14 protein-coding genes are annotated in these 15,115 nt (G+C 61.2%); 1 reads left to right on the top strand and 13 read right to left on the bottom strand.

Annotation, left to right across the window (positions count from 1 at the left end):
• Positions 1-426 precede the first annotated feature (426 nt).
• The 3 genes from J7557_RS04960 to proS all read right to left on the bottom strand — a co-directional run bounded on the left by J7557_RS04960 (position 427) and on the right by proS (position 3,828).
• Positions 427-1,113 carry an ABC transporter ATP-binding protein gene (locus tag J7557_RS04960; RefSeq protein WP_291417904.1) on the bottom strand — a complete coding sequence of 229 codons (687 nt, stop codon included), beginning with the start codon at positions 1,111-1,113 and terminating at the stop codon, positions 427-429.
• Positions 1,106-2,416, bottom strand: coding sequence for an ABC transporter permease (locus J7557_RS04965; RefSeq protein WP_291417906.1), 1,311 nt, complete (start codon positions 2,414-2,416; stop codon positions 1,106-1,108). The genes J7557_RS04960 and J7557_RS04965 overlap by 8 nt, the downstream gene beginning before the upstream one ends.
• A 62-nt stretch (positions 2,417-2,478) precedes the next feature.
• Positions 2,479-3,828: a proline--tRNA ligase gene (gene proS, locus J7557_RS04970; RefSeq protein WP_291417907.1), complete on the bottom strand. Its 1,350-nt coding sequence runs from the start codon at positions 3,826-3,828 to the stop codon at positions 2,479-2,481.
• Between the two features lie 295 nt (positions 3,829-4,123).
• Here proS and J7557_RS04975 point away from each other — a divergent pair, with 295 nt between their 5' ends.
• The gene (locus J7557_RS04975) at positions 4,124-4,447 is read left to right on the top strand and encodes an MmcQ/YjbR family DNA-binding protein (protein ID WP_291417909.1); all 324 of its coding nucleotides are present in this window, start codon (positions 4,124-4,126) and stop codon (positions 4,445-4,447) included.
• Between the two features lie 174 nt (positions 4,448-4,621).
• Here J7557_RS04975 and J7557_RS04980 read toward each other — a convergent pair whose 3' ends face one another.
• From J7557_RS04980 to nuoH, 10 genes are all read right to left on the bottom strand, one after another.
• Positions 4,622-4,873 (bottom strand): DUF1467 family protein, encoded by a 252-nt coding sequence (locus J7557_RS04980; protein ID WP_035078957.1) that lies wholly within the window; start codon positions 4,871-4,873, stop codon positions 4,622-4,624.
• A gap of 4 nt (positions 4,874-4,877) precedes the next feature.
• Complete coding sequence (locus tag J7557_RS04985; protein WP_291417911.1) at positions 4,878-6,551, bottom strand: ribonuclease J; 1,674 nt, start codon at positions 6,549-6,551, stop codon at positions 4,878-4,880.
• Between the two features lie 72 nt (positions 6,552-6,623).
• Positions 6,624-7,454: a biotin--[acetyl-CoA-carboxylase] ligase gene (locus J7557_RS04990; RefSeq protein ID WP_291417913.1), complete on the bottom strand. Its 831-nt coding sequence runs from the start codon at positions 7,452-7,454 to the stop codon at positions 6,624-6,626.
• Positions 7,455-8,900 (bottom strand): NADH-quinone oxidoreductase subunit NuoN, encoded by a 1,446-nt coding sequence (gene nuoN, locus J7557_RS04995; RefSeq protein WP_291417915.1) that lies wholly within the window; start codon positions 8,898-8,900, stop codon positions 7,455-7,457. It lies immediately after the preceding gene.
• Between the two features lie 9 nt (positions 8,901-8,909).
• Complete coding sequence (locus tag J7557_RS05000) at positions 8,910-10,493, bottom strand: NADH-quinone oxidoreductase subunit M (RefSeq protein WP_291417917.1); 1,584 nt, start codon at positions 10,491-10,493, stop codon at positions 8,910-8,912.
• Complete coding sequence (gene nuoL / locus J7557_RS05005) at positions 10,493-12,571, bottom strand: NADH-quinone oxidoreductase subunit L (protein WP_291417919.1); 2,079 nt, start codon at positions 12,569-12,571, stop codon at positions 10,493-10,495. Before nuoL ends, J7557_RS05000 begins: the two co-directional genes overlap by 1 nt.
• Before the next feature lie 10 nt (positions 12,572-12,581).
• Positions 12,582-12,890 (bottom strand): NADH-quinone oxidoreductase subunit NuoK, encoded by a 309-nt coding sequence (gene nuoK / locus J7557_RS05010; protein WP_035079223.1) that lies wholly within the window; start codon positions 12,888-12,890, stop codon positions 12,582-12,584.
• Positions 12,891-12,905: 15 nt separating this feature from the next.
• Positions 12,906-13,514 (bottom strand): NADH-quinone oxidoreductase subunit J, encoded by a 609-nt coding sequence (locus J7557_RS05015; protein ID WP_291417921.1) that lies wholly within the window; start codon positions 13,512-13,514, stop codon positions 12,906-12,908.
• Positions 13,515-13,525: 11 nt separating this feature from the next.
• On the bottom strand, positions 13,526-14,014 hold the full coding sequence (gene nuoI, locus J7557_RS05020; protein WP_035078977.1) for an NADH-quinone oxidoreductase subunit NuoI: 489 nt from the start codon (positions 14,012-14,014) through the stop codon (positions 13,526-13,528).
• Positions 14,014-15,111: an NADH-quinone oxidoreductase subunit NuoH gene (gene nuoH / locus J7557_RS05025; RefSeq protein WP_291417924.1), complete on the bottom strand. Its 1,098-nt coding sequence runs from the start codon at positions 15,109-15,111 to the stop codon at positions 14,014-14,016. Before nuoH ends, nuoI begins: the two co-directional genes overlap by 1 nt.
• Between the last annotated feature and the right edge of the window lie 4 nt (positions 15,112-15,115).

Consider the following 15,115-nt stretch of genomic DNA (forward strand, 5'->3'; position numbering starts at 1 on the left):
GGGCGCGAGGTCAAATCACCCTGCCCCCAATCCACAGGCGATCAGGCCAAATGCGTCAGCAGGTCCATCCAGGTCAACGAACCAATGGTGAAGGCACCGAGGGTCACGAAGGCGGCGAAGTCCTTGAGGAAATCAATCATCTCTAGCTCCCGTGTTGCTATAATGTTCTTATATGTTTTCTCTTTGTTCTGGTCTAGGGGGATGATCGGGGAAAGCGGGGACAGGGTTAACGCGTTAGGGATTCGTTAGAGGGCGGGCTTTGCGACGGCAGATTCGGGACGTGCGGAAGCGCCGGACCGCCTAGGGCTTCCGGGGATGCAGTGGACGGACCCCGGAGCGGCATTCGCCTCGAAGTGGAGGTGGCCGCGCTTAGAAAAGGCCCCTCACCCGCCGCTTCGCGGCGACCTCTCCCCCAGGGGGGAGGTGTCAGAGGCTGTGCGGTACGACCTTGCCGTCCCTGATGGTGACGATGCGGTCGGCACGTTTGGCGAGGTCGTGATTGTGGGTCGCGATGAGGGCAGCGGCGCCTTCGGTGCGGATCAAGCCCTGCAGGGCTGCGAAAACCAGATCGCTGGTGCCGGGATCGAGATTGCCGGTGGGCTCGTCGGCCAGGATCACGCGGGGGTGGTTGGCGGCGGCCCGGGCGATGGCGACGCGCTGCTGTTCGCCGCCCGAGAGTTCTGCCGGACGGTGGGTGGCGCGAGGGGCGACGCCGAGTATGTCGAGGAGTTCCATGGCGCGGACGTTTGCTTCCGCGGGTGATTTGCCGGCGATCAGTTGCGGCATGGTTACGTTTTCGAGCGCGGTGAATTCGGGCAGCAGGTGGTGGAACTGGTAGACATAGCCCACCGTGTTGCGGCGCAATTGGGTGCGACCGCGGTCGCTCAATTTGCTGGTCTTGTTGCCGACGATTTCGACCTCGCCTTCCTGCGGACTTTCGAGAAGACCGCAGAGATGCAGCAGGGTCGACTTGCCGGCGCCTGAGGGGGCAACGAGGGCGACGAGTTCGCCACTTTCGACGACGAGATCGGCCTGGTCGAGCACGCGAACCTTGGTTGCGCCTTCGCCATAGTGACGATGGACGCCGGAGAGACGCAGATAGGAATTACTCATAGCGCAGCGCCTCGACGGGATCGTATTGGGCCGCGCGCCAGGCGGGATAAAGCGTGGCGAGGAAGCTCAGGCCGAGGGACATGAAGACCACGACGGTCACTTCGGTCGGGTCGGTCTTGCTCGGCAGGGCCGAGAGGAAGAAGACTTCCGGTGGGAAGAGCGCGACGCCAAGGGTGTTGGAAATGGTCGAGCGGATGGCTTCGGCATTGGCGGCGACGATGAGGCCGAGGACCAGGCCGCTCAACGTGCCGACGACGCCGATGGTCGTGCCGGTGATCGAGAAGATGCGCATGATGGCGCCGCGGGTGGCGCCCATGGTGCGGAGCACGGCGATGTCCTTGCTCTTGTCCTTCACCAGCATGACGAGGCTCGAAATGATGTTGAAGGCGGCGACGAGGACGATCATCGAGAGAATGGTGAACATCACCACGCGTTCAACCTGCAGGGCGGAGAAGAAGGTCTCGTTGCGCTGCTGCCAATCGGTGAGGATGAAGGGGCGCAGGCCCGGTTGGTCGGCGATGCGCTGGCGCATCAGGGGAATCGCGTCGGGGTTATCGATGAAGATTTCCGCCGCAGTCGCCTGATAGATGCGCTCATAGGCGGCGTCGATTTCCTCGTCCGATGCCATGGGGTCGAGCGGAGGCTGACCCGGCTTGAGCTGGTCTTCGTAGAGCTTGAAATAGTCCTGGGCCGTCTTCAGCGGCATATACATGAACAGGCTATCAAACTCGACCATGCCCAGATTGAAGATGGTGCGGACCGGATAGGATTTTATCTGCGGGGTCGAGCCGAAGGGCGTCATGGCACCGCTGTCGGGATTGATAATCTGCACCTGATCGCCAAGGCCGACGCCGAGCGTCTGGGCCAATCGGTAACCGATGGCGACCCCGTCGTTCTCATCCCAGCTATCGAAGCCGCCCTGCTCTGCCGAATTGAACAGCAGGTCGAGCTTTTCGAGATTTTCCGCATCCATGCCGCGCACGGACACGCCGGTGGAACCGCCGCGACCCGAGGCGAGCACCTGGCCTTCGACATAGTAGACGGCGAACTTGACGCCCTGGACTTCCTCGAGGGTTGTCACGGCGTCTTTATAGTCGGTGAACTTGCTCTCGATGGGAAAGGCCGTGAAGTGGCCATTGAGTCCAAGGATTTTCGTTAGCAGTTCGGCCCTAAAGCCGTTCATGACGGACATGACGACGATCAGCGTCGCGACGCCGATCGCCACGCCGACCATGGTGAGGCTGGCGATCACCGAAATGAACGCCTCCTTCCGCCTTGCGCGCAAATAGCGCCCAGCAATCATCCACTCAAACCGGGAGAACGGCCGAGTGGATCGGCCGGCCGGGGCTTGCTGCGCGCTAAGGGTCAAATGTCGTTCATCCGCTGAGGTTCGATAAGGCCCTTGAGACGCTCGACCGCATTGGCGAGCGGCAGCGTCTCGCGCTCGCCAGTCTTGCGATGTTTGATCTCAACTTCGCCCGATTTAAGGCCGCGTGGCCCAAGGATAATCTGGTACGGGATGCCGACGAGATCGGCCGTGGCAAACTTGGAACCGGCGGGCTGGTCGCGATCGTCATAGAGCATGTCGAGACCGGCTGCGGTCAGCTCGGCATAGAGCTTGTCGCAGGCGGCATCGGTGTCGGCGTCGCCGGCCTTGAGGTTGATCAGCACGGCTTCGAAGGGCGCGACGGACACTGGCCAGATGATGCCGTTTTCGTCGTGCATGGCTTCGATGATCGCCGGGACGACACGGGTGGGGCCGATGCCATAGGAGCCCATATGCACGGTGATGTCCTTGCCATCGGGGCCGGTGACATTGGCCTTCATGGGCGCAGAATACTTCGTGCCGAAATAGAAGATGTGGCCCACTTCGATCCCGCGCGCCATCAACTGCTTGTCCTCGGGAACAGCAGCGCGGAAGGCGGCTTCGTCGGTCATTTCGTCGGTGGCGGCAAAGAGCGAGGTCCAATCCTTGAAGATCGGATCGAGATCGCCGCGGAAATCGGTGTCAGCCGGAGGAACGGGCTTGTCGAGCAGGTCCTTGTCGAGGAACACGCCGCTCTCGCCGGTGTCGGCCAGGACGTGGAATTCATAGGACAGGTCGCCGCCGATGGGGCCGGTATCAGCACGCATGGGAATGCCGACAAGGCCCATGCGGCGGAAGGTGCGGAGATAAGCCACGAACATACGCTGGAAGGCTTTGACCGCCGCCGCTTCGTCGAGATCGAAGGAATAGGCGTCCTTCATCAGGAATTCGCGGCTGCGCATGGTGCCGAAGCGGGGGCGCACCTCGTCGCGGAACTTCCACTGGATGTGGTAAAGGTTCAGCGGCAGGTCTTTGTAGGACTTCACATAGGTGCGGAAAATGTCGGTGATCATTTCCTCGTTGGTCGGGCCATAGAGGAATTCGCGCTCGTGGCGATCTTCGATGCGCAGCATTTCCTTGCCATAGGCATCGTAGCGACCCGATTCGCGCCAGAGATCGGCGGATTGGATGGTGGGCATGAGAAGCTGCACCGCGCCGGAGCGGTTCTGCTCCTCTTCGATGATCTTCTGAACCTTCATCAACACCTTGTAGCCCATGGGCAGCCAGGAATAGAGGCCGGAGGCTTGCTGGCGGATCATGCCGGCGCGCAGCATCAGCCGATGCGAGGCGATCTCGGCTTCCTTGGGAACGTCGCGCAGAACCGGCAGAAAGTAGCGGGAAAGGCGCATGGGAACTCCGAAATTCGTGCTTCGACTCAAGACTTTTGTTGATGCCCACTCAGAGCCCAACCGTCCATACGATTCAAGCATGCAAGCTATGCAGAATCTGCGTGACAGGAAGAAAATGTGTTGTTAGGTTCCTGTCACAATAAAACGAAGGCGGTGCAACCGCCAACGGTCGACAACGTCAAGGGAGGAGCGTTGGCCGCACGCTGTAGAGCGAGCCTAAGACCAACGTATTGTCGATTCAACTTATCAAGCAGGGCCTTTGTGCCCTGCTTTTTTATTTCGGAATCAAGACGTAATGGCTGACTCTGAAAGTTTCACACGAATTGCCCTAGCCCTGCCCGGCGCAACGAGCGGGCCGCATTTTGACCGCACGGCGTTCAAGGTGAAGCGCACATTTGCGACGTTGGCGGCCGACGGATTGAGCGCAAACCTGAAATTCACGCCGGACGAACAGGAGTTCAAATGCCAGCTCGCGCCCGAGGTATTTCAGGCGATCGATAATGGCTGGGGGCGTCAGGGCTGGACCACGATTTGGCTTCGGGCGGCGACGAATGAGGATGTCGCTGCTGCGCTTGAGATAGCGCATGTGCATGCGGTGGGTGCGGCGAAGAAGCGCTAAGTCATCCCCGCGCCAACTCTTACCCTCAATCGTCACCACCGGGCTTGTCCCGGTGGTCCATGCCATCCGCAGGGTGGCGTGCCTCCCCAAATGGATTGCCCGGACAAGCCGGGCAATGACGATGGGACGGAGGATCGAATTCGACCGGTTACTCGCTGCCGCGAAGCGTGCGGCCTACCGATTCCAGTAGGCCATCAGCGTTTCGTTAGTCAGCACCCAGAGCAGCAAGGCCGTGAAGAAAATGGCGAGGCCCGTGGCTATAAGCAGTTTGCGGCCCATGCGCGGGGCGACCGGCGAGCCCGGATCGGCGCCCGGTACGAGGGCTTCGCCGGTTTCGTGATGGCTGCGCGCGCCGATCGGCAGCACTGCGACGAAACAGAGCCACCAGACGACGAAGAAGACTGCGGCGATCGATCCCCACTGCATGATGTCAGACCCTGTGTACGAAGACGTTCACGTTGGGCTTGCGGCCCCAAAAACCATTCACTTCGTTGCGGATGGCCTTGAAGAGCGCGGAGCTGAACACGTCAGGATCCGTGCGGCGCTTGGGCGGCAGGCTCTTGATGGTGTTGGTGACAGTGTCTTCGACCAGTTCAACCAGCGACTCGTCTTCGGTTTCGGGGAGGCCTTCGATGACATAGTCAGGGCCGGAGACGACCTGGCCGTTGGAATTGACGGCGAGGCTGACGATGATCATGCCGCCGAAGGACAGGCGACGACGGCCCTTTACGCCCGATTCCTCGGGCGTGCAGAGCACGAGGCCGTCGAGATAGAGTTCGCCGGTACGGACTTCCGTCGGATAGGCCATGGGCTCGGGGAAGAGCCGGACCATGTCGCCATTGCGCGCTTCGCAGACATTGGGAATGCCTTCTTCGCGGCCAAGCTTGGCATGGGCGGCGAGATGGGTCGCTTCGCCATGGACCGGCACGAGGACCTGCGGCTTGACCCAGGAATAGAGGCGGCGCAATTCGTCGCGGCGCGGGTGGCCAGTGACGTGAACGAGGGCGTCGTTCTGGGTGATGACTTCAATGCCCTTGTCGATCAGCAGGTTCTGGATGTCGATGACTTCGCGCTCATTGCCCGGAATGGCCCAGGACGAGAAGATCATGCGGTCGCCGGCATTGAGATCGATGACCGGGTGCTCGCCGCGGGCAATGCGGGCGATGGCGGCGCGGGCTTCGCCCTGGCTGCCGGTGCAGATCAGCACGCACTTGTCGCGCGCGATGGTCTTGTAGGCGTCCTGATCATGCAGGGTCGGCAGACCTTCGAGCATGCCGAGTTCCTTGGCGATGCCCATGATGCGGTGCAGCGAGCGGCCGGAGAGGACGACCTGGCGGCCGGCCTGATGGGCAGCGCGGACGATGGAGACGACACGGCCGACGTTTGACGCGAAGGTCGTAACGGCAACGCGGTGCGGTGCTTCGGCGATGAGAGCGGCGAGCGTGGCGCCGATTTCGGCTTCGCTCGGGCTTTCACCGTCCTTGAGGGCATTGGTGGAATCGCAGACCAGCGCCAGTGGCAGGTCGGATTCGGTGCCGATGGCCTTGAAGCGTCCGACATCTGTCGGGGCGCTGACGACGGGGGTCGGATCGAGCTTCCAGTCGCCGGTGTGCAATACGCGGCCGACCGGGGTCGTGATGAGGATGCTGTTCGATTCAGGGATCGAGTGGGCGACGTTGATCGCTTCGAGCTTGAAGGGCCCAACTTCGAAGGGCTTGCCGGGGCGCATGATGCGGACATCAACGTTTTCGACGATGCCGTCCCCTGCCCGCTTGGCGGCCAGCATGGCGGCGGTGAAGGGCGTCGCATAAACCGGCTTGTCGAAGACGGGCCAAAGATCGAGCACGGCGCCGTAGTGGTCTTCGTGGCTATGAGTGAGGATCAGGGCGAGGACGTCATCGGCATTTTCCTCGAGAAATTCGGGGTTTGCCATGATGAGTTCGATGCCCGGCAGGTCCGGACCACCGAAGCTGACGCCACAATCGACGACGATCCACTTGCGGGATTTCTCGGGGCCAAAGCCATAGGCGCCCATATTCATGCCGATCTCGCCGACGCCCCCGAGAGGTACGAAGACGAGCTCATCCCGTTGGGTTTTAGCCATGGGTTCTCTTTTTCCTTTTTGCGCGCGGCGCCTGGCGATCTTTGGTCGCTGGTCGTCGCGCAGATGTTGTGGTCAGCTTCGGGCGCTGGCCGTTGCCCCAAAATGCACATCGCCCGCCGTGATCACGATCCGCGCGCCATCGTCGTCGCGCATGACCAGTCGACCGGAGGAGTCGATGGTTTCAAAAATTCCTCGCCTGATAACACCGTCCTGCGAGACGGCGACCGGGGCACCGATGCCCGCGGCCGAACCGCGCCACTGGTTCAAAACCTCAGTGATTCCAGTGCCTTCGTTCCAAAGGGAGAAGGCTTCGACCCAGGCTTCCGAGAGCGCCTCGAAGACATCTTCGGCGCTGCGCTCGTAGCCAAGATCATTGAGGCTGGTTGCGGGATAGGGCAAACCGGTGGGGGCTGCAATGACATTGACACCGATGCCGATGACGATTGCGTGGCGGCCATCTGCCGTCTTGCCCATTTCGAGGAGAATGCCGGCGACCTTGGCGCCATCGGCGAGGACGTCGTTGGGCCATTTTAGCGCGACGCGGCCGGAGCCGTTCATGGCGTCGGCGCCATCGATGCCGATGCGAACGGCGCCTTGCGGCAGGATGTTCGCGAATGCCTTCTGCATGGCTACCCCGGCGACAAAGCCGAGTGTTGCCAAGACGTTGGCGTCTGCATCGGGGACAATGAGGAGGCTGGCAGCGAGGTTGCCCGAGGGGCTTTCCCAAGCGCGACCACGGCGACCGCGGCCGGCGGTCTGCTTGAGTGCGGCGAACCAGATCCCGCCTGGATCGCCCGCGGCTGCGGCCGCGAGCGCTTCTGAATTGGTGGACCCTATTTCATCGAACCCGGCCAGCCGATAACCGGCAGACCGGGCCTTTGGGCCGAGTGAAAACTCGGCCACCTAGAACAGGCTTCCCGCGGCAATGTGTGCCCAATTGGTCAGCACACTGCCAACGCTGAAGTAGTACGTAACGACCAAAAAGGCAGAGATCGCGAGAATGATGTTGAGCTCATTCGGAACCGCGATGAAGGTCGACTTGGGTTCATCGAAGTACATCGTCTTGACGACGCGCAGGTAGTAGTACGCGCTCACGGCCGAGGCCAGAACACCGATGACCGAGAGGACATAGAGGTTGGCTTCGATGGCGGCGAGGAAGACGTGCCACTTGGCGAAGAACCCGGCGAGCGGCGGCATGCCGATCAGCGAGAACATCAGGATGGCCATAATGGCGGCAACGAAGGGACGCGTCTGGGCGGCGCCAGCGAGGTCTTCGATGTTCTCGACGTAACCTTCTTCGGTGCGCAGCGACAGGATGCAGGCGAAGAGGCCGGCGGTCATGGTGACGTAGATCGCCATGTAGATCGCGACGCCTTCGACACCGACCTGGGTGCCCGAGGAGAGGCCGACGAGGGCGAAGCCGACGTGGCCGATCGAGGAGTAGGCGATCAGTCGCTTGATCGACTTCTGGCCGATAGCCGCGAAGGCGGCGAGGACCATGGAGGCGATCGAGAGGAAGATCACGACCTGCTGCCAATCGTGGGAGATCGGCTGGAAGGTATCCATGACCAGACGGATCATCAGCGACATGGCGGCCACCTTGGGAGCCATGGCGAAGAAGGCCGTAACCGGGGTCGGGGCGCCTTCGTAAACGTCCGGCGTCCACATGTGGAACGGCACGGCCGAAATCTTGAAGGCGACGCCAGCGAGCAGGAACACCATGCCGAAGACGAGGCCGATGGAGCGGCCTTCCATGGCGATGGCGCCGACGATCTCGGTGAGGTTGGTATGGCCGGTGAAGCCATAGACCAGCGAGGCGCCGTAAAGCAGCATGCCCGAGGAGAGCGCGCCGAGGACGAAGTACTTCAGGCCCGCTTCAGAGGCGCGCTTGTCGTCGCGCTTGATGGCGGCCATGACGTAGAGCGCCAGGGACTGCAGTTCGAGGCCGATATAGAGGCTCATGAGGTCGTTGGCCGACACCATGATCATCATGCCCAGCGTCGCGAGGACGGCCAGGATCGAATATTCGAACTTGTGAACCCCGTTTGCCTCGGAATTGGGCATGGCGAGGATCAGCGAGAGCGCGGCACCGCCGAGAACCAGCAGCTTCATGTAGCGGCCGAAGGCATCGGCAATGAAGACGCCGTTGAACAGCACGCCATCGGCCGTGTTCGACAGGGCCAGGATGCCGGTGGCGGCGATCAGCAGCACGGCGAGCCAGGAGATGAGGGCCGACTTCTCCTTGTTGATGGCGACGCCCAGGATCACAAGGACCAGGGCGCCGACTGCCATCAGCAGTTCGGGATAAGCAGGCGCAACGCTCGCGAAATCAATAACGTCAGAGTTCACGGTGCTCTCCTAGTGCGCAGCAGGCTCGGCCGCATGTTCTGCGGCCGGCGCGGCCTCGCCCGTGGGCGCGGCGTATTCGAGGGGTGCCCTTGCATCCGCAAGGGAAACGGCGGGGTCGAGGCCAATCGAGGTGGTGTAGTGCGACACCAGATTGTTGACCGAGGCGGCCGTCGTATCGAGAATCGGCGAAGGATAGAAGCCGAACACGATGATCATGACGATCAGCGGGTAGAGAATGATCTTTTCGCGCAAGCTCAGATCAAGAATGCTCTTGAGGCTTTCCTTGGTCAGCGCACCGAAGACGACGCGGCGATAGAGCCACAGGGCATAGCCCGCCGAGAAGATCACGCCGAACGCAGCGCCGAACGCAACCCAGGTATTGACCTGGAAGACGCCGAGCATGGTGAGAAATTCACCGACGAAGCCCGAAGTACCCGGAAGGCCGACATTCGCCATGGTGAAGACCATGAAGGCGAAGGCATAGCGCGGCATGCGCTCGACAAGACCGCCATAGGCGGTGATATCGCGGGTGTGCATGCGGTCATAGATGACGCCGACCGAAAGGAAGAGCGCGCCGGAGACCAGACCATGCGAGATCATCTGGAACATGGCGCCCTGGATACCGAGGGCATTGCCCGCGAAGATACCCATGGTGACAAAGCCCATGTGCGCGACCGACGAGTAAGCGATGAGCTTCTTGATGTCGGTCTGAACGAGGGCGACGAGCGAAGTGATGATGATGGCGGCGACCGAGAGCACGAACACGAAGTTCGAAAGCTGCGCCGAGGCATCGGGGAACATGGGCAGGCTGAAGCGCAGGAAGCCGTAGCCGCCAAGCTTTAGCAGGATCGCCGCCAGAATGACGGAACCGGCAGTGGGGGCTTCCACGTGGGCTTCAGGCAGCCAGCGGTGGAACGGCCACATCGGCATCTTGACCGCCAGCGAGGCGAAGAAGGCCAGCCAGAGCCAGATCTGCATGCTTTCCGGGAACTGGTGGGTCAGCAGGCGCGAAATGTCGGTGGTGCCGGCGTTCCAATACATGGCCATGATGGCCAGGAGCATCAGGACGGAGCCGATGAAGGTGTAGAAGAAGAACTTGTAGCTCGCCTGAATGCGGCGCTTGCCACCCCAGATACCGATGATGAGGAACATCGGCAGCAGGGTGCCTTCGAAGAAGACATAGAACATGGCGAGGTCGAGCGTGGTGAACACGCCGATCATGAGGACTTCCAGGATGAGGAAGACCAGCATGTATTCCTTGACGCGCTTGTCGATGGCTTCCCAGCTCGCGAGGATACAGAACGGCATCAGGAGAGCCGAGAGCACCACGAAAAGCACGGAAATGCCGTCGACGCCGACGCGATAGCCGATGCTGTCGCCCAGCCAGGGATAGTTCACGACGAACTGGAAGCCCGGATTGGACGGATCGAAAGCCGCCCAGATCCAGAGCGAGATGGCCAGGGTGACAAGGGTCGTCACCAGGGCCGTCCAGCGGATCGCGTTAAGCGCCGTCTTGGGCGTGACCAGAACCAGTGCCGCACCGAGGAGCGGCAGGAAGGTCACGATTGAGAGGATAGAGTTCTCGAAGGTCATCAGATCAGTCCCCCGGCCGCGATGGCCCAGGTCAGCAGCGCCGCGATGCCGATCAGCATGGCGAAGGCATAGTGATAGAGATAGCCGGACTGGAGCTTTACGACCCAGGAGGTGACGTTCTGAACGCGACGGCCGAGGCCCTCGGCGATCTTGCCGTCGACCAGCCAGTCATCGAAACCATGCCAGATGGCGCGGCCGATCCAGAGCGCGGGGCGCACGAAGATCGTGTTGTACAGTTCGTCGAAGTACCACTTGTTGAGCAGGAACTGGTAGAGCCCCGGATTGGTGGCGGCCAGCTTGCCCGGGATATCCGGACGACGGATGTACATATACCAGGCGGCGACAAAGCCGATGATCATGGACACCGTCGCGCTCCACTTCACCCAAGTCGGCACATGGTGCGCGGCCTCGATGATTTCGTGGTCGATGAAGATCGAACCGGCGAAGAAGTGCTCGATGTGCTCAACGTCATGGAAGAACATGCCGTAGAAGACGACACCGGCAAGCACCGCACCGACAGCCAGCACATAAAGCGGCACCAGCATGACGTTGGGCGATTCATGGGCGTTGTCGTAGGCCGAGCCGTGGTGGCCATGGCCGTGGTCGTCGTGTGCATTATCATTGTGAGCGTGCGCATGATTGTCATCATGTGCGTGGCCATGAGCGGCTTCGCGCGGCGTGCCGTGGAAGGTCAGGTGCACCAGGCGCCAGGAATAGAAGCTCGTGAAGAGAGCTGCGATCACCAGGAGCCAGAAGGCGAAGCTGCCGATATTGCCGCCGACCGCATAGGCCGATTCAATGATCGAGTCCTTGGAGAAGAAACCGGCGAAACCAAAGTTGGTGCCCGGGATGCCGACGCCAGTGAGAGCGAGGGTACCGATCATCATCATCGCATAGGTGATGGGGATCTTCTTGCGCAGGCCACCCATGTTCCGCATGTCCTGCTCATGGTGCATGGCATGGATGACCGAGCCGGCGCCGAGGAACAGCAGAGCCTTGAAGAAGGCGTGGGTGAAGAGGTGGAAGACACCGGCCGAATAGGCCCCTGCCCCGAGCGCGACAAACATGTAGCCGAGCTGCGAACAGGTCGAGTAGGCGATGACGCGCTTGATGTCGTTCTGAACTAGGCCGACGGTCGCCGCGAAGAAAGCGGTGATGGCGCCGATGACGATCACGACATTGAGGGCGAAAGGCGACAGCTCGAACAGCGGCGACAGACGGGCGACCATGAAGACGCCGGCGGTGACCATGGTTGCGGCATGGATGAGCGCCGACACAGGGGTCGGGCCTTCCATGGCGTCCGGAAGCCAGGTGTGCAGCAGGAACTGCGCCGACTTACCCATGGCGCCCATGAAGAGCAGCAGGCAGATGACGGTCATTGCATCAAGGTTCCAGGAGAGGAACTGGATGACCGGCAGACCCGTGGTCGCGAATTCGTCGGCAGCGTGGAAGGCGCCGTCGAAGTCGATGTGACCGAGCACGAGGAAGGCACCGAAGATGCCGAGGGCGAAGCCGAAGTCGCCAACGCGGTTGACGATGAAGGCCTTCATGGCGGCGGCCGTTGCGGACGGCTTGGTATACCAGAAGCCGATCAGCAGGTAGGACGCCAGACCCACGCCTTCCCAGCCGAAGAACATCTGCAGGAAGTTGTCGGCCGTCACCAGCATCAGCATGGCGAAGGTGAAGAGCGAGAGATAGGCGAAGAAGCGCGACCGATGCGGATCGTCGCTCATGTAGCCGATCGAATAGAGGTGAACGAGGGCCGAAACTGTGTTCACGACCACAAGCATGATGGCGGTGAGCGTATCGACACGCAGAGTCCAGCGCAGGTCCATGTCGCCGACCTGGATCCAGCGCATGACTTCGACCTTGAGGACGGCCGTATGACCATCGCCCACGGCACCGACAAGGCCATCGCCAAAGGCGACGGGGATGAACACGAACCAACTCAGCACTGCTGCGATCAGCAGCAGGCCGGTGGTGATGAACTCGCTCGGCCGATGGCCGATGGAGCGGCCCAGCAAGCCGGCAATAAGCGCCCCGACGAGGGGCAGGAAAACAATCGCCTGAATGATCATAGCGGTGCTCTTAGCCCTTCATCAGATTGGCGTCTTCAACCGCGATGGAACCACGGTTGCGATAGAAAATGACCAGAATGGCCAGACCGATGGCGGCTTCGGCAGCGGCCACGGTGAGGATCATCAGCGCGAAGACCTGACCCTGCAAATCCTGCAGATGGGCGCTGAAGGCCACGAAGTTCAGATTGACCGCAAGCAGGATCAATTCCACCGACATCAGGATGACGATGACGTTCTTGCGGTTGAGAAAGATGCCGAACACGCCAAGCGTGAACAGGATGGCTGCAACGGTCAGGTAGTGACCGAGCCCGATTTCCAAGCCCATGATAAACCCCTATAGCCCCTGACCGCTCTTGACCTTGACCACCTTCAGCGTCTCGCTCGCCTGGCGAGCAACCTGCTTGATCGGATTCTGGCGCTTTGCCGACGCGCGGTGACGCAGCGTGAGCACGATGGCGCCAATCATGGCGACCAGCAGAATGGCGCCTGCACCCTGGAACAGGAAGAAGTAGCGCGTGTAGAGCACGAGACCGAGCTGACGCGTATTGTCCATGGCCGCATCGATCGGCAGACCCGACCCGCTCGCCACTTCCGGCGAGATGAAGAAGCTGCCGGCAACGAGCAGCAGCTCGAGCAGCAGGACCACCCCCACCAGAATGCCGATGGGCGCGTATTGCAGCATGCCCTGGCGCATTTCAGCGAAGTCGATGTCGAGCATCATGACGACGAAGAGGAAGAGCACGGCGACCGCGCCCACATAGACGACGATCAGGATCAGCGCGAGGAACTCGGCGCCGGCCAGCATGAAGAGACCAGCGCCATTGACGAAAGTCAGGATAAGAAACAGCACCGCATGCACGGGGTTGCGCGCCGAAATGACCATAAAGGCCGAGACGACAGCAACCGCCGAGAAGAGGTAGAAAAAGAATAGTGGAAGGGTCATCCTCTTCCCTCTCAGCGGTAAGGCGCGTCGGCTGCAAGGTTGGAGGCGATTTCACGCTCCCAACGATCGCCGTTTGCAAGGAGCTTCTCCTTCGAGAAGTAGAGCTCTTCGCGCGTTTCAGTTGCGAATTCGAAGTTCGGGCCTTCGACGATGGCGTCCACCGGGCAGGCTTCCTGGCAGAAGCCGCAATAGATGCACTTCACCATGTCGATGTCGTAGCGCACCGTACGGCGGGTGCCGTCGTTCTGGCGCGGGCCGGCTTCGATGGTGATGGCCTGAGCCGGGCAGATGGCCTCGCACAGCTTGCAGGCGATGCAACGCTCTTCGCCATTGGGATAACGGCGCAGGGCATGCTCACCGCGGAAGCGGGGCGACACCGGACCCTTTTCGAAGGGGTAGTTGATGGTCGGCTTCGGCGCGAAGAAGTAGCGCATGGCCAGGAAGAAGGCCGATACGAACTCCTTGAGCAGGAGCGTGTTGACGACTTGTGCAGCGCGCATCAGACGATTCCTCCGTGCCAACCCCAGCCCGTGAGCTTGAGGACGAAGGCAACAATCACGACCATCACGAGCGAGAGCGGCAGGAACAGCTTCCAACCGATCCGCATGAGCTGGTCATAGCGGTAACGGGGCACGATGGACTTGGCCATCGCGAACATGAAGAACACCAGGCTCAGCTTGATGAAGAACCAGATGACACCCGGAATCCAGGTGAACGGCGGCAGATCGATCGGCGCAGCCCAGCCACCCATGAAGAGGATGGTGGTCATGGCGCACATCAGGAGGATCGAGATGTATTCGCCAAGCATGAAGAGCATGTAGGGCGAAGCCGAATATTCGGTCATGAAGCCGGCGACGAGTTCGGATTCACCTTCAGCCAAATCGAATGGCGGACGGTTGGTTTCGGCCAGGGCCGAAATGTAGAAAATCACGAACATCGGGAAGAGCGGGATCCAGAACCAGTTCAGGAACGAGAGCCACGGCACGCCGAGCATGTGGGCAAGGCCCATTTCCTTCTGCGCGACGACGATGTCATTGAGGTTCAGCGAACCGACGCAGAGCAGCACGGTGATGATGACGAGGCCGATCGAGACTTCGTAGGACACCATCTGAGCGGCAGCGCGGAGCGAGCCGAAGAAGGGGTACTTCGAGTTCGAGGCCCAGCCGCCGATGATCACGCCATAGACGCCAAGCGAGGAAATGCCGAGGAGGTACAGGATGCCAATGTTGATATTGGCCATGGCCCAGCCATTGTCGACCGGCACGACGGCCCAGCCGGCGAGAGCCAGCGTGGCAGTGAGCAACGGCGCGAGCAGGAACAAGGCCTTATCGGCGCCGGCCGGAATGATCGGCTCCTTGAAGACGAACTTGAGCAAGTCAGCGAAGGACTGCAGAAGGCCGAAGGGACCGACGACGTTGGGACCGCGGCGCATCTGGACGGCAGCCCAGATCTTGCGGTCGGCGAGAAGAATAAAGGCCGTGAAGACAAGCAGGGCAACCAGCAAGGCCAGGGCCTTGTAGATGAAACCGATCTGCACGCCCCAACCGAGGAAGGGGATGCCGAGCAGATAGTCGAGGGCCGAGAGAACGAAATCCATTGTG

The organism is Devosia sp. (assembly GCF_017744655.1).
Lineage (GTDB): Bacteria > Pseudomonadota > Alphaproteobacteria > Rhizobiales > Devosiaceae > Devosia.